The following is a 19,108-nucleotide window of genomic DNA, read 5'->3' as shown; positions in this document are numbered from 1 at the left end:
ATTCAAGTATACCAATCAACAAGTGGCCGGGACATAACTCCACGAGTCACATCCCAGCCACTTTCTGCATTATTCAAATCAATCTACATGATATTCTTTATAAACTTCTTGTTTTTTCAATCCACGTAGCTTTGCAACTTCTTTGATTGCTTCTTTTGATGAACTGCCTGTATTCATCAGCACTTCAATATGTTCCTTGATAGAAAGTTCCAAATCTGTATTTTCGCTTACTTCTGATCCGTCAATTCCTTCAACTAAAAGACAGCACTCCCCTTTTACTGTATGTTCTGCCAAATAATTCCTTAATTCAGCCAAAGTACCACGCAAATACTCTTCATGAAGTTTCGTCAATTCACGACAAACTACAGCTTTGCGCTCTTCCCCAAAAACTTCTGAAAAATGTTTTACAGTGGTAGCGATTCGATGAGGTGACTCATAAAAAATTTGAGTAGGCTGATTTGATTTCAGTGTTTCCATAACTTCAAGTTGTTCTTTTTTCTTTCTAGGTAAAAAACCATAAAATGTGAACGGCTGTGGTGTTAAACCTGAAGCAATCAATGCCGTGATCCCCGCAGTTGGGCCAGGTAACGCAACAACTTTAATGCCCGCTTCAATACAGGCTTCCACTAACTCATGGCCTGGATCACTAATCGACGGCATCCCCGCATCACTGACTTGAGCGATCATTTCACCAGCTGCCAAACGTTCTATAAACTGAGGAATACGTTCCTTGTAATTATGCTCATGAAAACTAATTTGGGGCGTTGTGATTTCAAAATGATTCAATAATTTTTGTGTATTACGAGTATCTTCACTTGCTATGATTGTTGCCTCTTTTAAACTATTGATACAGCGAAAGCTCATATCTTCCAAATTACCGATCGGTGTAGGCACCAAATATAGTTGCCCAATGCTAGATGAATCAAAACTTTTTTGTTTTTGCATAATTACTCCTTTTCAGCACTTAGGTTAATAATAAAAAGAGGGTGTGGGACAAAAGTAAAAGTCACTTTTGTTTCACACCTTAAATGCGAGGTGAAAGCAGAAGCAATCCCTTCGGAAATAAACGCTTCTGTCCCATCCTCTCTCCATTTGAATTGATTAAAATTTATTTATATCGTTCACCGTAAATAACATCTAAACAAAAAGCACATTCTTCATCATTCTCACGACGTGAGCCATACAAAATGTTACAAACATGAAATCCTTCTTCATAAAGTTTTTCTAAATTCATTCGAGATTTAGACAACTCTTGCTTAGCTGGATCATTAGGGTCACTGGCTAATTTAGTCAGTTCTTGCAAATGTTCTCGTAAACGCTGATTTTCGATTTCAAGTGTTGTATTTTTTTCAACTAACTCATGAAGAGCTTCTTTTATCTCTGATAATTGCCCCAAAGTTCCTTGTAGATCCGTCTCTAAAGAACTCAGACCATCGTATAAAGAACGTTTATCCATTGTGATCACCTTTTTCGGCTTGAGCTTTTTCTGTTGCTTCTTTGATTTCTTCATAATCATATTCTACTGCTGTTTCACGTCCGACTAATCGGACTTTGATAATACGGCTCAACAAATTTAAACCAACTACACGGCCTTTTCCATCTGGCGTGATCACATCTTTACCATAATCAGGTAATTCTTTCTTCGCTGCTTCGTATTCATCATTTTCGTATTTTAAACAACACATCAAGCGCCCGCATAAACCAGAAATTTTTACTGGATTTAAAGATAGACCTTGATCTTTTGCCATTTTGATTGAAACGGGCATAAAGTCACCTAAGAATGTGGAACAACATAATTGTCTGCCACAAGGACCTATTCCACCTAAAATTTTCGCTTCGTCTCGAACACCGATTTGACGCAATTCGATCCTTGTACGAAAAATAGCGGCTAAATCTTTGACAAGTTCACGGAAATCGATTCGACCATCAGCAGTAAAATAAAAGACCATTTTGCTACGGTCAAATGTATATTCAACACGAATCAATTTCATTTCTAATTCGTGTGCTCGAATTTTTTCTTTGGCCACACTTAATGCTGCTTGGGCATCATCCACGTTCTTTTGTTCTTTTTCTAAATCAGTTTCTGATGCTTTATTTAAAATGGGTTTTAATTCCTCAGGTAAATCTTCCGGATCGATCGTTTTTTTCGGTATCGCCACTGTGGCCAGCTGTTTAGACTGCTGTGATTCCACAAGTACTTTATCATTGTAAAAATACTCTGATTTTCCAGGAGCAAAATAATAGATATGACCTGCTTCACGGAAGCGAACTCCTACTACTTCTACCATTTTCATCCTCCTATTTATGTTTTAGGGTGGATCATACGTATTACTAATTGTTCGCAGACGCTTTGCCAACTGACATTGGCTTCCCACTTTTGCCTCGCCTTTAAAATCAATTCAACTCGTTGTGCTTGTTGTTCTATCACCTTTTTGAGTTGTTCTTGCGCTACACTTTCTGTGAGTTGCTTGCGATAATAAGCAAGTAATAAATCAAAACTCAACGCTTGCTGGTCCTTTTCTTTAAAAACTTTGACCATCTTTTTTTGAACATAGACAAAAGCTTGTAAATCATCCTTTATCATATAATCAAACCATTGTTGAGTAATTTCCCTAGCTTCATTAAACCATTCATCTTGAGAGATTTCAACTGCTTTGTCAAAACTATTGGTGAGTTCTGCTAAAAGATTTGCTGTAATTTTGTTGATTCCTGACTCTGTCAAAGCATGAACTAATTTTTCCTTGACTAAAGGTTGAAAATGAAGAACCTGACAGCGTGATTGAATCGTTGGTAAGATTTTGGCTAAAGAAGTTGTCTCTAAAATCGCCAAGACTTTTCCCTCTGGTTCTTCTAAAAATTTTAATAAACTGTTCGCCGCACCTACACTCATTTTATCCGCTTGCTCTATCAAGAAAACTTTCTGAGCTGTCTCTACCCCACTTTTACTAAATTCAGCTTTCAACGATCGGATTTGATCGACTTTGATCGTTTGACCATCGGGTCCAATCCGCAGTACATCCGGATGCTCATTGTCATTGATTCTTAAACAATTATTACACTGATTACAAGGATTGTTATCCATCAGGTTTGTACAAAAAACATGTTTTGCCATCCATAAACCAAATTCTTTTTTACCAGTTCCTGTATCGCCTTCAAAAAGATAAGCATGGGCAAGACGACCATGCTCAAAACTTTTTTGAAGTTGCTGGTAAAGCAACGGTTGTTGCTCACTTAAAACAAAGGCTTCATTCATTCTAATATTGATGGAACCCTTCAACTGGAAGAACAAAGACTGTTGCTCCTCCTACCTCAACCTCGACAGGATAAGGTACTTGTCCATCCATCGTAATATCAAGTGTTACAGGAGTTGACACATATTGTTTACGAGATTGGCACGTTTTTTTAATCAATTCCAATGCTTCTTCTACTCGATCATCATCGATCCCAACAATAAACGTACTATTTCCAGCTTTTAAAAAGCCGCCCGTTGATGAAAGCTTTGTCGCACGAATATTGGCATCAATAAATTCATTGGCTAAACGGTTACTATCTTTATCTTGGACAATTGCTAAAATAATTTTCATATTCGGTCACCTTCCTAATTTCTAAAGTATTCTGGATAACGGTTTACGATAGCTTGAAACGTTGCTTCCACAACATCTTCCAAACTCATTCTGGCATCGATTTTCGTGATTCTGTCTGGATTTTCTTCTACTAATTTTAAATATTCGTGGCGAACTCGTTGGTGAAATTCAAGACCTTCTGAATCCAACCGATCGATTTGTTGCTGGCGATGATTTTTGATACGATTTAAACCAGTATCAGAGTCTACATCCAAATAAATCGTAAAATCAGGAACAGTTCCTTCAATCGCAAATTCATTGATTGTAGCAATTGCTTCTACACCAATACGTCGACCTGCTCCTTGATAAGCTAAAGAACTATCTACAAAGCGGTCACATAAAACGATTTTTCCGGCTTCTAAAGCAGGTAAAACCTTCTCCATCAAATGCTGACGTCTAGCTGCCGCATAAAGCAACGCTTCTGTCCGCTCATCCATCTCCTGATTTTTCGGATCTAAAATGATTTGACGAATCTTCTCAGCAATGGGAATACCACCAGGTTCTCTGGTCTTAATGATACTTCTTTCTGCTGCCAAATCAAGTCTTGGGTACAACTCATTCAATACACTTGTCTTTCCTGCGCCATCTGGTCCTTCGATTGTTATAAAAATACCTTGCACTTCACTAATCCCCTTACTTACTTTGATTCCTTCTATCTATTATACTTTATCTGTTACAATCAGTCTAATTGAATTCCTTATAATTAAAAAAAATACTGATGAATAAAAAAACTAGACTAAAAAGTCTCTCGGACTTTAGCCTAGTTCTATTGTTTTGATTCATAATTGCCTAAACTTTTTTATGTTTGCCAAAAAGAATAATTGTTCCTACGCTTAAACAAAGACTGCCAAGCAAAAATAAATTGTTAACTGCCTTTTCTCCAGCTTTTGGCAATCGTTTATCTTTTTGTTGATTAGCATTATTTTGCTCTACCCGACCTTTAGTATTGCTCTCTTGAAATAGTTCTGGTGTTTCTTCTTTTTGATTTTCAACCACTATTTCCAAAGGTTCAGTGTTTCCTGAAACAATTTCAAAAGGGATGGGCTCTTTCTTTATGATGTAGCCTTTCAAAGCTTTAGTCTCGACAAATTGATACTTACCTGGTACCAGGCCTCGGACGATCAATTGGCCCTTTCCATCCGTTACAAGATCTGTTTGCAACGTCTTTCCAACACTGTCTTGAAGTTCAAAGACAACATCTGCTAATTTTTCCTTCGTTGCCTGATCAATTTTAAATAATCGAACAGATCCGAAGATTGGTTCAGCCTTGTTCGTCACTTGTTTGAAGGCAATCTTGTTTTGAAAATCAGTAGAAGAAATCTTTATCGGTGTAGTATCTAATACAAATCCGCTAGGTGCCTTAGTTTCTATCACTGTATAATCTTCTTGCAATAAATTACTTATTTCACCTATGCCTTGCTCATTTGTACTAATTTGACCGACGCGCTGATTGTTTGAATCTCTATAGACATCAAATTCTGCACCTGCTAAAACAACACCATCCTCTGATAGTTTCATTAACTGTATAGAGAATACATCACCGGTTCCCGTTCCGCTTCCATCAGAGTAGTGTGTGTTAACTTCTTTGGAAGCAATCGTTACTTCATTACTTTCTAAAGTTGCACTATTAGCAAATACTTCTTGATCTTGAGGTTGATGATCAATCGACGTGTCATACGAAATAAGGTAGCCGATTCCTTCAGGCATATTCCCAAAATCGACTGTAAAACCATTTGGGAGATAATGGATGGTTACTTGATTGGTAATATCAACTTTATTGATTGGATTATCAAAAATTCCTTTATCTGCATCTGGAAATTCTGCTGAGGTCACTTTGATCGATGCAGGGACTAATGTATAGTTTTCTGTTTGAAAAATGTCTGTAACTACAGCATTAGGAAACGCTTGTCCGCTTGCATTTACTCGTACTTCCCAGTAGAGTGTTCGGGAATCCGCTGAAAACCAAGACCATTTATTGATGACTTCATTCGGATCGTCTGTGGCTTTTTCAACCTCAACTTCTGTAGAAATCTCTGTAGTTTTATTGATTGGGAATATTAGTTGAATCGTGCCATATTCCTCGATCACTTGCCTATCAAAACGGCTGAAAAACTGCAATTTTCCCTTTACATTAGAGTGCGTTTCGACATAATCGGTATACGTCAATAAAACTGTTTTTGCTCCTTTATCCGCAACTGCGGTAGCCACAATTGCACCACTTTCATCCAGTACATCAAAAGTCAAACTATTGACCAAATCTAACTCAGCAGGTAAATCGATCAATGTTGTGTCACCCTTTTGAGCACTTCCATTTGGGATACTCCAATCCATATTAACTTGAATAATATCCCACGATTTAAAGGAAGTTTGATCTTCCCCATTTTCATTGGTGATTTTTACATTTTGAATCACATTATTAATTTCTTTTGCTTCTGTTTTTGTTTTAAATAACAATGTTAAACTGAATAAAGCACCCATAAATACAATACTTAAAATAAACACCTTAATTGAGTTGTAAAACTTCCCCTGCATCTTCTCCACTCCTGTTACTAATTTATTTAGTTTTTTTATCTACTTTAAAATTATACAATAATTATATTTTTTATATGTATTTATTTTTTTAAAAAAACCTATTATAAAAACATATCTAACGAAGTAATCTACCGTCACACTATGTAAAAGACAAAAACTGCCACTCTATACAAAAATAGAGGTATAATTAGTTTAGCAACATCAATAAAAAATAGGAGTGAGTCATTTGGAAAAAGTCTTTACTGCAGTTGATGATTATTTTATTGAAAAGTTAATAGAAAAAGACCCAATTTTTGATCAGATCCTAGCGAATAACCAAAAACATCAATTACCACCTCACGATGTTTCTCCTTCTCAAGGTAAATTTCTTTATCTTCTTGCAAAAATCAAAGGTGCCAAACGAATTTTAGAAATCGGGACATTAGGTGGTTATAGTACACTCTGGTTTGCTAAAGCACTGGATAAAGATGGAGAAGTTATTTCACTTGAATTCGATAAGAAACATGCTGAAGTTGCTTCAGAAAATCTATCCCTAGCTGGAGTTTCTAATAAAACGACAATTTTAGTTGGCCCCGCTGCTGATAGCTTAGAAAATATGGTGCGTGATCAGACACCACCTTTTGATTTGATTTTTATTGATGCAGATAAAGAAAGTAACTCCGTTTATTTAGATTATGCCTTACAACTTGCTCGCTCTGGAACTATTATTATTGGTGATAATGTGGTACGTGATGGTACAGTCATTGATCCAAATAGTACTGACAATAGAGTTTTAGGGGTTCGATCTTTTATAGACGATTTAGCTGCATCCCCTAAACTGACTTCGACAGCTATAGAGACAGTTGGCGTAAAAGGATATGATGGTTTTACCATTAGTATTGTAGAATAAAAAATGCGAGTGGGACATAACTCTTCGAGTCATATCCCACTCACATGGAATCCTGATAAACGGTAGGAGCAAAAGCAATCCCTTCAGAAATATGCTGAAATTGCTGTAAAACACAACGAGGAACGAGTTGATGCTTTCTCGCTAAAGGCTCGTCGCAGATAAACATTGTGGCACACAGTACCTACGTGGTTCTCGGGATTAAACACTTCTATCCATTCTCATTTTTGTTTATATCTTAAAGTTCCCTGCGTCCCTCTACAGCTTTTAATAAAGTAACCTCATCTGCATACTCGATATCACTACCGACTGACAAGCCATGAGCTAATCTTGTCACTACAATTCCCGCTGGTTTAATCAGACGAGAAAGATACATCGCGGTAGCTTCACCTTCTGTCGTAGCATTTGTAGCAATAATCACTTCTTTGACCTCATCGTCGTGGAGACGTTGGATCAATGATGCAATATTGATATCCTCTGGTCCTGTTCCTTCCATTGGCGATAACACACCATGAAGTACATGATAGAGACCGTGATATTCACGCATTTTTTCCATTGCCATCACATCTTTAGATTCTTCTACAACTAAAATAATACTGCGGTCTCTGCTCTTATCTTGACAAATTTCACATGGATCTTCTTCTGTAATATTTCCACAGATACTGCAAAAATGCAGATCACGTTTTACACTGATCAAAGATTTTGCAAAAGCATTCACATCTTCTTCTTTCATATCAAGTGTATAAAAAGCCAAACGTACAGCTGTTTTTTGACCGATACCTGGTAATTTCATATAACTTTCGACTAATTTGGCTATGGGTTCTGGGTAATGCATTTCAACAAATCCTTTCAAACACAAACGATGGACGATTGGTTGTAAATTATGTATTCATTGTAGAGCTAACATGTATTATACCATTTTTTATAAGTGTTTTTACAGAATAATAACTTTTCTTTGCTTCTATATGTTCTGTCTCCGTTCAAATAAAAATAAAAACTTTACGACATTTTTTCTTACACTTTGGTACCTCAAAAAAACAAGGATGAACAATCACCTTTGTTTCACACCCTAAATGCGAATAAACGGTGGAAGCAGAAGCAATCCCTTTAGAAATAAGCTGAAATTGCTGTAAAACACAACGAGCAACGAATTGATGCTTTCTCGCTCGTCGCAGATAAACATTGTGGCACAGTACCTACTTGGTTCTCGGGCTTAAACGCTTCTGTCCCATCCTAGGCATCTAACAAATTTTGATTGTATGTTATTGGTATTGATGCTCTATTAACGCTTGATTCATCGAGGTTAAATGAATCATTACGTCTGATTACTATAGAAAGCAACAAAAAGCCAAAGGATAAATGCTTTTTCATTTATCTTTTGGCTTTTCATTTTATCCGATCTAGATGTTTACGTTGGAAGTATACCTTGATTAGAACCCTGGCATACCTTTAGCATATTTACCCATTGTTGCTTCTGTTTCTTTCTCAACTTTTGTTAATGCATCGTTTACAGCCATGATTACTAAGTCTTGTAACATTTCTACATCTTCTGGATCAACAACATCTTCTTTAATAGCGATATCTTTCATTTTGCGGTCGCCAGTGAATGTCGCTGTAACTAAATCATTCGTTGAAGCTCCTACAAATTCTCTTACGTTTAATTCTGCTTGTGCTTTTTCCATATCTTTTTGCATTTTTTGGACTTGTTTCATCATCCCTTGCATATTTCCCATGCCTCGCATCATAACTATCGTCTCCTCTTAATCGTTTATTACTTCAACAAGCGCTTCGCCAAACATTGCGATCGCTTCGTCTACTACTTGGTTATTGACTTCTTCTGCTGGTTCTTCATCAGCTAATAAATGATTCTCTTGACTTGAAACAGATTGGTCTTCGTTTGGTTGATCTTCTGCTGGTTCTTTATTTTGGCTGATAAATGACTGGCGTAGCTTCGGCCAACTTTCTTTGGTTATACAAACCATGTCAGGCGCATAATTATTCACCAAACGGCTTAAATTATTATGAACAGCTAACTGCATTTCTTCATCTTCCATAGCCCGACCACAGACAATTTCATACTCAAATGCAATTACCAACCCATTTGGACCTGCGGCAACCGGCTCACTGGCTTTCAGCATAGCTCTTTGGGTCACAGACATCATTTGTAATAAATCTTCCCAAACATTTTTAACGTTTAATAAATGTTCTTTAGTTGCTTCATTCAGTACTTTATAGACTAATTCTGTCGGAATTCGCAGAGCATTTTTACTGCTAGTTGCTCGTGTTACTTTGACAGGTTCAGCTTCTTTAGCCGTAACACCATGTTTTTTCAATTCAGTTAATTCTTTTTGCAATTGTTCGATCTGTTGTTGTAAATCAGCAATTTCGACTGTTGCTATAGGTTGTACCTCAGTTGAAATTTCGACTGGTTTTCTAACAGATTTTGCCAATTTAACTGTGGCTACCTCAAGATAAATATTCGCATTATTTGTAAAACGGATATCATTTTGAGTATCACTTAAAATTTGAATCATTTGATAGATTTTATCAGCAGCGGTCTGGCCTGCCAAACCTTTGAAGTTCTCAGTCAGATTACCAACTTTTTCTGCTAGCAAATTAGGTGCCTGTTGAAACATTAGTAGGTCACGGCAATATAATAATAGATCCTCTAAAAATCGTCTTGCTTCTTTGCCTGAACTGAGAATCGATTCCAGTATTTCCAAAGCTTGCTCCACATCACCTGTTACACAACTCGAAATATATTGATCCATCATTTCATACGTTAAACTACCGGTGACTTGCATGGCATCTTGCAATGTGATTTTTTCATCGCTAAATGAAATCGTCTGATCTAAAATACTCAAGGCATCTCGCATTCCACCTTCTGCTGCTCGCCCAATAACATATAACGCTTGCTCTTCAAACTCAACATCGATTTGTTTTAAAATATATCCTAAATGATCCACGATATCTTGTGTACTGATACGTTTAAAGTCAAAACGCTGCGTTCTTGAGATGATTGTTAATGGAATCTTATGAGGTTCAGTTGTCGCTAAGATAAAAATAACATTTTGCGGTGGCTCTTCCAACGTTTTCAGCAATGCATTAAAAGCCCCTGTTGACAACATATGTACTTCATCAATGATATAGACTTTATACTCAGCTTGTGTTGGTGCATACTTTGCTTTATCACGGATATCACGAATTTCTTCAACACCATTATTACTCGCCGCATCGATCTCGATCACATCATTCAAGCGTCCTTCAGTGATCGCAACGCAGGTTTCACATTGATTACATGGTTCCCCATCCACACTATGTTTACAGTTGATCGCTTTAGCAAAAATTTTCGCCGCACTCGTCTTACCAGTTCCCCTTGGGCCAGTAAACAAATAGGCATGCGAGGTTTTCTTTTGGATGATCGCATTTTTTAACGTCTGCGTAATTGCTTTTTGTCCAACAACGTCATCAAAACGCTGTGAACGCCAGACACGATACAAAGCTTGATAAGCCATACTTTACCCCTCCCTCGAATTTTCACTATCTACTATTATACGTGATTTTTATGGATAAGGCATTAAAAAAAGCAAACTCATTAAAAAACTTTCAAAAAAACATACTAAGATTATAGAAAAAACTCATCTTTCGATACGTTTCCCTTTTCTAATCTCAGTATGTTTCTAAAACACATTAAATATGTGTATCTATTTCTTCATTTTTAGCTGGACCGTCCATCGCACGGAACATTTGGTTATAACGTTCTTCATCTTCTTGATTATCTCTAATCACTTTTGACAGTGTAAACGAGGAAGAAATCAATCCCACTGATCCCATCAAATAATATCCTTTAACCATCAATGGTTCTTTTAAAGTATATAAACCAATCAACATCAATGCCACAAAAAAGGCAAATGATCCCCAACTTAGAAAGACAAATGCAGGTGTGTTTCTGTACGCTTTCTTTTTCATAATTCTCTCCTTTAAAATAATAATACTATTATTTTAGTATAGCATTTTTATTTATTAAATGACAATCTTTATTTTAATTTCAAAAAAATAATAAGTTTGATCAAGTAATTAAAATAACGATTCAAGCATTTAAATAGGCAATATCTTTCGGTAGGACTAACCGTCTTTTTTCAATATATTTTCGTAGATCTGTAATATTTTTAAACGACGGTATATCTTCTACGATCATATTCATTTTTTCATCTACTGTTTCAACTGCATAATTTGAGACATACAAATCATACTTTTGATCGGAGCTATTCACTAACTGTTCATAAAAATGACTCTCCTGAACAGAAAGTTTAATCTTGTTTTGGAAGTTTTCTTTTAAAACTGAGCTAAGCAATTGAGCGTGCTCTTTCCCTAAATCGCTTAGAACCAAAACAGATAATTGATGCCTCATTTCTTCTGTAAGTCTACTAAGATCTTGCCAGCGAATCGCCATTTCATGAAGGATTCCATCTAAATACATTGTTTTCCAAGGAAACTTCATCTTCGTCTCCAACACACTAAGTGCTTTAGTAGCCACTGCCGTAAAAACAATAAAATTCTGTTTGATCGCCCTGCTAGAATATAAGTAACGATCGTAAACCATAAATTTTTTATAAGGAAACATCTTGTGTTTTGCATAGATGTATTCAATCAAACGGACAATGCTGACTTTACTTTGTTCTGAAATGGAAATAGAAAGCGCATCTTTAATGGTTGTCACCAAATTTTCAGCTTGGTGAATAACATTTATTTTCTCTTGTTCATTGTCCCAACCAAAGTCCCACCAAAAAATGGAATAACAAAAATCTTCATACCAATTATCAGGTAGAACTACGTTTAATGGCTCAGCAATCTCTTCTACATCCGCTTGGTATTTTCTAACATCAATTGTCATTTTAACAAAACTATTGATGGGATCTTTTCGTTTCTGAATTAAAAAACCTTGTCGTTCTCTAATAATTGTGACTGCAATTGAATAAGCTAAATGAACGATTTGACTATCATTTAACTCTAAATCAAATTTTTTGTTGATTTTATTGGAAAGATTGAATACTTTTTCACGATCTAAATGAAATGGCCAATCACGAATTCCATACACTTCTATAAAATAGCTTGTAAAGAAATAACGAACTTGGCGCTCATCTTTACCATGAACAAAATATGGGGAACGGCTCATTTGAATATTGCGGTCTTTTAAAGCAGAACTGATTAAATTAGACAACCGATACAAACTAGAATTGCTTAAAAATAATTTCTTTTCCCAAAAAGATGCAGGTTGCATTGGTTCAAAAAAAATTGATTCTAACAAAGTAAAAGCATTTGATTCTTTCATAATTTCAATATAAATTTCATAAATCGACTTATGCGGCGAGGCAATCAAACGAATTCCATGTTTTCTGGATGTTTCTATCGTCAAATAATCTGACCAACGATCCTCTATGTACTGACAATCCAACATGATCGTTTTTTTCGAGCAATCAATACTTTCAGCTAAATAATCAGAGGTAATCCAGCTGTTCGGACCGTTTAATAAGTTCAACAACAGTACTCTCCGATGCATCGACGGCGATAACAATCGTTCCATTTTATCTCCTCTTTCTTACTTTCTATTAAGTTCTTCAAAAATTTCCAATAGTTGAGAAATTTTTGAAGAAATCCTTATTTAACAATAATTATAGCATCTTTATCGTTGTTTTTGAATTAAACGAAAACGCAACTCAATTGGTTTATTTAAAGTTGGGTCTTATTATAAAAATATAAAAGCGCGGATTTAAAATTTATCGATAAATGGAAAATCTCACCACAATTTGGGAGGGATTCTACATGAAAAAAAACACAATTAAACACACGATTATTGCTGGTTTTATTGGTATTTTAGGTATTCTATTGTTTATCGGTGGTTATATTTTCACCGATACTTACAGTCGTGCAAACAGCTTGAATGATGAACCAAAAAAAGCAAAAGTTATCTTAGTAAAAAATGTTCCAACTGGCAAAGAGTCCAAAAAAATAATAACCACAGCAAAAAACAAACAAAAAAAGGAACAGATAGTTGCCACAAATACTGCAAAAGATACTACTGCACCAACTATTACTGCACCTGAAGAAACTATCGAACAAAACACTCAGGTCGACATTTATGAGGAAGTTACGGCAACTGATAATAAAGATGGAGATGTGACAGCAAACTTATTAGTGGATAAACCGTTGGACACATCTGTTTTAGGTACTCAAACAATCCATTATTCAGTAACAGATGCTACTGGTAATACAGGTAGCGCGGATAGAATATTCCATATTATTCCAAAAAGCGAACCTATTGCCACTGCACCACAAGCTGAGCAACCAGAAATTGAACCTGCTACAACACCTATTGATGTCCCACAGCCTGTTACAACAACAGCAGCTGTAGCAACAGATTTTTCACCAATGACGATTACAATGAACGGACAAACGATACCTTATCAAAACGGTGGGCAAGGCAGTGGACAAAGTGTGATCGATTCAAATCCTAGCGGTGTTGCCTCTACATGGGGAGGGGCTGCTGTCCAATCAGGCGATGATGGGCAAAATACTCATTTTATCGGGCATAATCCTGGCGCTTTTTCTACAGTCTTTTCATTAGGAGCAGGTAGTCAAATCGTTGTGACAGATGCAAATGGTACACCTACAACGTATACGGTACGCACATTGCTCCAATTAGATGATTATGGTATCGAGGTTGGTACAGGGACTGACTACTGGGATCTTACTGTAGGTACAGGTGGCGGCGAGCGCATCACACTTCAGAGCTGTGTTAATGATACAATTAATGTCTTTGTTATTGCGTACAAATAAAAAAATTAGAGCATCAATGAGTTTTATCTCGTTGATGCTCTTTCTATCAATTCCGTTGCAATCGTAATTTTTCTTGCTATTGGCGCTTGTTCATAAATAAGAGCAAGAATCGTTTCAATAGCAAGTTCTCCTAACCATTCTGTATGGATTTTTATTGTAGTCAATGGCGGGCTAACATATTTAGCTACGCTAATATCATTAAATCCAATTACTGAAATATCTTCGGGTACTTTAAGACCTACTTCTTGAATCGCTTTTAAAACCCCTACAGCTAGAGCATCACTAGAAGCGAAAAAAGCACTTGGAAATTCCTTCGGGTGCTCTTTCAAAAACTGCTTCATTACTTCATAACCGCTGACCACCGTAAATGGCGCACTTAAAATAAATGCTTCGTTTAACATTTCTTTTTGTTCTAAAATTTCTTTAAAGAAGGTCAATCGTTTATCTTCAAGGAATTCATGACTTCCTCGAGTATATTCTTCTCCAGCAATCATGCCAATTTTTTGATGCCCGTGTTGAGTCAAGTAAGTCAAAACAGAAGACATGCTTTGGTGAAAATCGATTACTAGAGAATTATAACCTAAATCAAGGGCATCAAAATCGATAAACAGGAGATTAGGGTTCTTATCGAAGAGATAATCCGCCTCCGCTTTATCGAATTTACCTAACGCTAAAATCCCATTAGCAGTTTCATTCTCAAGCTCATCCATTGAACGTTTGACTAATTCAACATTCATTTCTTCCGCTTTCTTTTCGATTCCTAAACGAATAGATAAATAATATATATCTTCAAGTTCCTCAGATTCATTGTACCATTGAACCAATACAAGTTTTATCTTAGCTGTCTTTGCATTTTTTGTATGTTTTGTATAATTTAACTCTTCTGCAGCTTCAAAAATTTTTTGCTTTGTCTTGATTCCAACAGAAAGATCTGGATCATAGTTCAATACTCTGGAAACTGTAGCTGGTGAAACGTCTGCTAGTCTTGCAATGTCTTTGATCGTTGCCATCTATTCACCTACCTTCTTTATAGACTGTCAATAAATCGTTTAAACGCTTTGTGACCTTCTTCCGTTCGTTTATAAACACCAGCATCCGCTAAAACGCGAGCAAATATTTTCCCTACTTCTTGTTGAATCACTTCTTTTGCGTTTCCTTCTTTAAGAGAATAGTCTTTTTTCATTTGATTTGCCCATTCCTTATGGTAATCAGCGATACGATTTTCTTTCCCTAAAACATACTTTTCTACTTCTTGTAGCTCATCATTTAATCGAGGCGGCAATACAGCTAATCCCATCACTTCGAACAGTCCAATATTTTCCTTTATAATATGTTGCACCTCTGGATGAGGATGAAAAATGCCATCAGGATGCTCTGCAGAAGTATTATTATCACGCAATACTAAGTCTAGTTCAAATAGTTGACCTTTGCGGCGAGCAATCGGTGTGATGGTGTGATGTGGCGTTCCATCCTCTGAGAAAGCTCGAATTGAGACAGACTCATCGGAATAGTTTCGCCATTTCTCCAAAATCAATGTGGCCGCTTCAACTAAGTCTTCTGAATTCGGACTTTGCAATCTAATCACAGACATCGGCCATTTAACAAGACCTGCATTCATTAACGGAAAATCATTCAATTCAAAATAATGTTCAATCTCTGCTCTCTCCATTGGAAAAATATGCCGTCCAGCTTGATAATGATCATGCATTAAAATCGAACCACCTACAATTGGTAAGTCCGCATTTGAACCGACAAAATAATGCGGCAATACTTCAATGATCCTAGTCAATCGGCGAAATGTCTCTTTAGAAATCATCACGGGACGATGCTCTTCAGATAAAATAATCGAATGTTCATTATAATAAGCATATGGTGAATACTGAAATCCCCAACTCTCTCCATCTAAATTCATCCGAATAACCCGATGATTCGTTCTAGCTGGATAATTAGCCCGACCTTTGTACCCCTCATTTTCCATACACAACACGCACTTTGGATAATCTGCTTGCGTTACTTGGTGCGCTGCAGCAATTTGTTTTGGTTCTTTTTCTTGTCTTGACAAATTGATCGTAATTTCTAATGGACCATACTCTGTTTCTGCTGAGAAAACAATATTTTTAGCAATTGCTCGAGTCTTAATATAATCATTTTCTTTACTTAATTTATAGAAATAGTCAGTCGCATCAGCTGGATCTTTTTCATAATGTTGGGCAAATAAAGCATTAACAACTGAAGGCGGTGGTGTTAAAAAATCCATTAATTGTGCTTCAAAACTCTCTAAATCAACTGACCCTTGTTGAATAATGCTATTCTTTATCGCTCGATCGACTAGTTCATCTAGTAATTCTAACGATGTTTTTGTCACTGTTGTTGGCGAAACTGAATCTAAAGATTCTTCACCAATCATCGCGAGAACACGATTCTGTAAATAAAGACGGTCCAACTCCATCCAACCGCCAGCTTGAATTGCCAACGTGACAAAATCAGTAATAGTTTGACTAATTGACACAACGATTCCTCCTAATTTAAAAGCCTAGCAGGCTCACTCCGTCTCGTAGAAAATAGGATTAATGACTGAGTTTTTTATAACAATCATTTTTTTCCTGAAAAGTTAGCCTATGAAGATAAATAACAATAGAAGACTATTCATACCCTTTTGGATGGCTAACATGCCAATTCCAAGCGGTTTCGATGATCTGTTTAATGTCTGTGACTTTAGGTTGCCAACCTAAAATCACCTTAGCTTTCTCACTTGAAGCGACAAGTTTACTAGGATCACCTTGACGACGCGGAAGTACTTTTGCTGGTATCTCTTTGTTTGTTACTTCTCGTGCAGCTTCCAACATTTCTTTAACTGAATAGCCTGTATTACTACCTAAATTGAATACATTGCTTTCATTGCCTTTTTGCAAATAATCCAACGCAGCAATGTGAGCAGCAATTAGGTCTTCAATATAAACATAATCACGGATACAGGTCCCATCTGGTGTATCGTAGTCATCACCATAAATTCCTAGATACGCTCTTTGCCCTAAAGCTGTTTGTAAAATAATCGGTATTAAATGTGTTTCAGGATCATGGTCTTCTCCAATTGAAGCATCCGATTTTGCACCTGCTACATTGAAATAACGAAGTGCAACATACTTTATCCCATAAGCTTTATCGCACCATTTCATCATTTTTTCCATCATCAATTTGCTTTCACCGTATGGATTTTCCGGATTTGTCGCCATCGTTTCAACCATAGGCATCTCTTTTGGTTCCCCGTATGTAGCAGCTGTTGATGAGAATACGATATTTTTGATACCAAATTCTTCCATGACTTCTAATACAATTTGTGTCCCCTGAACATTGTTATTAAAGTACTCCAATGGTTTTTCTACTGACTCACCAACTAGTGAACTTGCAGCAAAATGAATCACATCATCGATCGTTTCCTTTTTTAAAACCTCTTGCATAAATTTTTTATCTCTAATATCACCTTGATAAAATTTAGCTTTTTCATGAATCGATTGTCTATGACCCGTTTGGAGATTGTCGATCACAACAACTTGATATCCTTTATGAACCAGTTGATCTACTGCATGTGAACCAATATAACCTGCTCCACCTAAAACTAAAATTGCCATGTTCTTGCCTCCTTGATTTAACGGTATCAGAAAACAGAATGTATTTTCAAGTATTCTTTATTTTACAGCTTTCTTGCTCCATCATCAACAGTTGCACTATAAAAATCTGCTGAGTAACCAATCTTCTCTTTGTATACTTTTCCAACTTGCTCAATAAAATACTCTAATTCCTTTTCCTTCACTAAGGCTATAGCACAACCACCAAAACCAGCGCCTGTCATACACGCGCCTACTAGACCTGGTTGTTTTTGTGCTGTAGCTACTAATAGTCACTTCATAATCCTCTTTTAATGAAGTATGAGAAGCGTTCAGTAATTGACCAAAGCCTTTTAAATCATTTTTTCCTAATGCATTCTTTGCTTTGATTGTTCGTTGATTTTCCGTTACTGCATGTTTTGCTCGCCTGATTAACCATGGATCCACAATAATTCCTTTATGTTGTTCGAACTGTTCCTCTGTCAATTCTCCTAATAATTGAATTGGTAAGATAGTTTGAAGGCGGCGTAATACTAGTTCATACTCTGTCCGTCGTTCATTATATTTTGAATCAGCTAATTCTCTACGTTTGTTCGTGTTCATGATTACAATCACACATTCGCTGAATTTTGCTGATACTAATTCAGAGTCTAATGTATTTGTATCTATTAAAATAGCCTTGTCTCACATCCCCATACCAAATGCAAACTGATCCATAATTCCAGATTTTACACCGATAAAATGATTTCCGACTCATTGTCCAGTCTTCACAAGATTCAACATGTGAATATCCAAATCAAATAAATCGTTTAACATAACACCTGTCAACAATTCGATTGAAGCAGAGGAAGAGAGCCCTGCATCATTTGGAATCATACCGTAAAATAGAATAGCCATCCCCTGATCAATAGGATAGCTATCGTTCATTAAATAATGAACCATCCCTTTAGAATAATTTGTCCAGCCATCTTCCTTTTTATAGGATAAATCATTTAATATAAGCTCAATGATTCCTACTTCAGCAAAATTCTCTGAATACAGGCGAATACTCTGATCTTGTCGTTTCCTAACAACACCATATATTCCTAGCGTAATTGCAGCTAGAAAGACATGTCCGCCATTATAATCTGTATGTTCGCCAATCAAGATGATTCTTCCAGGTGCAAAAAAACGCTTCTTCGTCTTTTCCAAACACAGCAAGAAATCGTTTTTTTAACTTATTTTCCAAAAAAAATCACCTCTTAAATGAATTACAAAACATTTACTAAATCTTACCAAGTTTTTTAGTAAATGTTTTCAAACCAGATGGGGCAGTAACTCTGTAGACATAGAAAGTGAAAATATAAGTACTCTTTAAGTTTACTACAATCTATTGGATTTTTTTCTTACTTTAGTTCATAATGGAGTTGACTAACTAATGGAAAGGAGAATACATATGAAAAAATTTATTTCAGGTATGCTTGTGGGAACAGCAGTAACATGTGCTGCTGTTGTTGGCTTTGCGGCTACAATCAAGAAAACAGTTCTTGACCCAATCGAAGAAAAAGAAGATATGATTGAGGAAAACCGTAAAAAAGCAATGCGCAAACGTATTTCTCGATAAACAAAACGTTTAACCCTCTATG

18 protein-coding genes and 1 pseudogene are annotated in these 19,108 nt (G+C 36.2%); 3 read left to right on the top strand and 16 right to left on the bottom strand.

Features of this window, described 5'->3' with window-relative positions; translation table 11 throughout:
• Positions 1–78 precede the first annotated feature (78 nt).
• The 7 genes from rsmI to I580_RS00375 form a co-directional block, all read right to left on the bottom strand.
• Complete coding sequence (gene rsmI / locus I580_RS00405) at positions 79–945, bottom strand: 16S rRNA (cytidine(1402)-2'-O)-methyltransferase (protein ID WP_010773301.1); 867 nt, start codon at positions 943–945, stop codon at positions 79–81.
• Between the two features lie 163 nt (positions 946–1,108).
• Positions 1,109–1,456, bottom strand: a complete 348-nt coding sequence (locus I580_RS00400) for a DNA replication initiation control protein YabA (RefSeq protein WP_010773302.1) — start codon at positions 1,454–1,456, stop codon at positions 1,109–1,111.
• Positions 1,449–2,288 (bottom strand): PSP1 domain-containing protein, encoded by an 840-nt coding sequence (locus I580_RS00395; RefSeq protein WP_010773303.1) that lies wholly within the window; start codon positions 2,286–2,288, stop codon positions 1,449–1,451. The genes I580_RS00400 and I580_RS00395 overlap by 8 nt, the downstream gene beginning before the upstream one ends.
• A gap of 14 nt (positions 2,289–2,302) precedes the next feature.
• Positions 2,303–3,253, bottom strand: coding sequence for a DNA polymerase III subunit delta' (gene holB / locus I580_RS00390; protein WP_034860499.1), 951 nt, complete (start codon positions 3,251–3,253; stop codon positions 2,303–2,305).
• Position 3,254: 1 nt separating this feature from the next.
• Positions 3,255–3,584: a cyclic-di-AMP receptor gene (locus I580_RS00385; RefSeq protein ID WP_010760520.1), complete on the bottom strand. Its 330-nt coding sequence runs from the start codon at positions 3,582–3,584 to the stop codon at positions 3,255–3,257.
• Positions 3,585–3,598: 14 nt separating this feature from the next.
• Positions 3,599–4,243: a dTMP kinase gene (gene tmk, locus I580_RS00380; protein ID WP_010773305.1), complete on the bottom strand. Its 645-nt coding sequence runs from the start codon at positions 4,241–4,243 to the stop codon at positions 3,599–3,601.
• A gap of 169 nt (positions 4,244–4,412) precedes the next feature.
• Positions 4,413–6,155, bottom strand: coding sequence for a SpaA isopeptide-forming pilin-related protein (locus I580_RS00375; RefSeq protein WP_010773306.1), 1,743 nt, complete (start codon positions 6,153–6,155; stop codon positions 4,413–4,415).
• 217 nt (positions 6,156–6,372) lie between these two features.
• Between I580_RS00375 and I580_RS00370 the strand changes: the two genes are divergently transcribed.
• A complete protein-coding gene (locus I580_RS00370; protein ID WP_245558665.1) occupies positions 6,373–7,044 on the top strand; it encodes an O-methyltransferase in 672 nt (223 codons plus the stop codon).
• 235 nt (positions 7,045–7,279) lie between these two features.
• Here I580_RS00370 and recR read toward each other — a convergent pair whose 3' ends face one another.
• The 5 genes from recR to I580_RS00345 all read right to left on the bottom strand — a co-directional run bounded on the left by recR (position 7,280) and on the right by I580_RS00345 (position 12,625).
• Positions 7,280–7,876: a recombination mediator RecR gene (recR, locus tag I580_RS00365; protein ID WP_010773308.1), complete on the bottom strand. Its 597-nt coding sequence runs from the start codon at positions 7,874–7,876 to the stop codon at positions 7,280–7,282.
• 595 nt (positions 7,877–8,471) lie between these two features.
• Positions 8,472–8,786 carry a YbaB/EbfC family nucleoid-associated protein gene (locus tag I580_RS00360; RefSeq protein WP_010773309.1) on the bottom strand — a complete coding sequence of 105 codons (315 nt, stop codon included), beginning with the start codon at positions 8,784–8,786 and terminating at the stop codon, positions 8,472–8,474.
• Positions 8,787–8,801: 15 nt separating this feature from the next.
• Complete coding sequence (gene dnaX, locus I580_RS00355) at positions 8,802–10,556, bottom strand: DNA polymerase III subunit gamma/tau (protein WP_010773310.1); 1,755 nt, start codon at positions 10,554–10,556, stop codon at positions 8,802–8,804.
• A 175-nt stretch (positions 10,557–10,731) separates the two neighbouring features.
• Positions 10,732–11,010 carry a YiaA/YiaB family inner membrane protein gene (locus I580_RS00350; RefSeq protein WP_010773311.1) on the bottom strand — a complete coding sequence of 93 codons (279 nt, stop codon included), beginning with the start codon at positions 11,008–11,010 and terminating at the stop codon, positions 10,732–10,734.
• 121 nt (positions 11,011–11,131) lie between these two features.
• Positions 11,132–12,625, bottom strand: a complete 1,494-nt coding sequence (locus I580_RS00345; RefSeq protein WP_010773312.1) for an AcpB/EbpR/MafR family transcriptional regulator — start codon at positions 12,623–12,625, stop codon at positions 11,132–11,134.
• Positions 12,626–12,864: 239 nt separating this feature from the next.
• Between I580_RS00345 and I580_RS00340 the strand changes: the two genes are divergently transcribed.
• Positions 12,865–13,878 carry an immunoglobulin-like domain-containing protein gene (locus I580_RS00340; RefSeq protein WP_010773313.1) on the top strand — a complete coding sequence of 338 codons (1,014 nt, stop codon included), beginning with the start codon at positions 12,865–12,867 and terminating at the stop codon, positions 13,876–13,878.
• Positions 13,879–13,901: 23 nt separating this feature from the next.
• On the opposite strand, the gene I580_RS00335 is transcribed toward I580_RS00340, so the two are convergent.
• The 4 genes and pseudogenes from I580_RS00335 to I580_RS00320 form a co-directional block, all read right to left on the bottom strand.
• Positions 13,902–14,888 (bottom strand): LacI family DNA-binding transcriptional regulator, encoded by a 987-nt coding sequence (locus I580_RS00335; RefSeq protein WP_010773314.1) that lies wholly within the window; start codon positions 14,886–14,888, stop codon positions 13,902–13,904.
• A 17-nt stretch (positions 14,889–14,905) separates the two neighbouring features.
• Positions 14,906–16,387, bottom strand: coding sequence for a UDP-glucose--hexose-1-phosphate uridylyltransferase (galT, locus tag I580_RS00330; protein ID WP_010773315.1), 1,482 nt, complete (start codon positions 16,385–16,387; stop codon positions 14,906–14,908).
• Between the two features lie 133 nt (positions 16,388–16,520).
• The gene (galE, locus tag I580_RS00325; protein ID WP_010773316.1) at positions 16,521–17,507 is read right to left on the bottom strand and encodes a UDP-glucose 4-epimerase GalE; all 987 of its coding nucleotides are present in this window, start codon (positions 17,505–17,507) and stop codon (positions 16,521–16,523) included.
• Positions 17,508–17,569: 62 nt separating this feature from the next.
• Positions 17,570–18,711: pseudogene (locus I580_RS00320) on the bottom strand (galactokinase).
• 207 nt (positions 18,712–18,918) lie between these two features.
• Here I580_RS00320 and I580_RS16585 point away from each other — a divergent pair.
• Entirely contained in the window at positions 18,919–19,086 is a 168-nt protein-coding gene (locus tag I580_RS16585; RefSeq protein WP_010760505.1) for a DUF3042 family protein, read from the top strand.
• Positions 19,087–19,108 lie beyond the last annotated feature (22 nt).

It is taken from the genome of Enterococcus caccae ATCC BAA-1240, assembly GCF_000407145.1.
In the GTDB taxonomy this organism is placed as follows: domain Bacteria; phylum Bacillota; class Bacilli; order Lactobacillales; family Enterococcaceae; genus Enterococcus_L; species Enterococcus_L caccae.
This window is presented reverse-complemented; position numbering and strand designations above follow the sequence as displayed.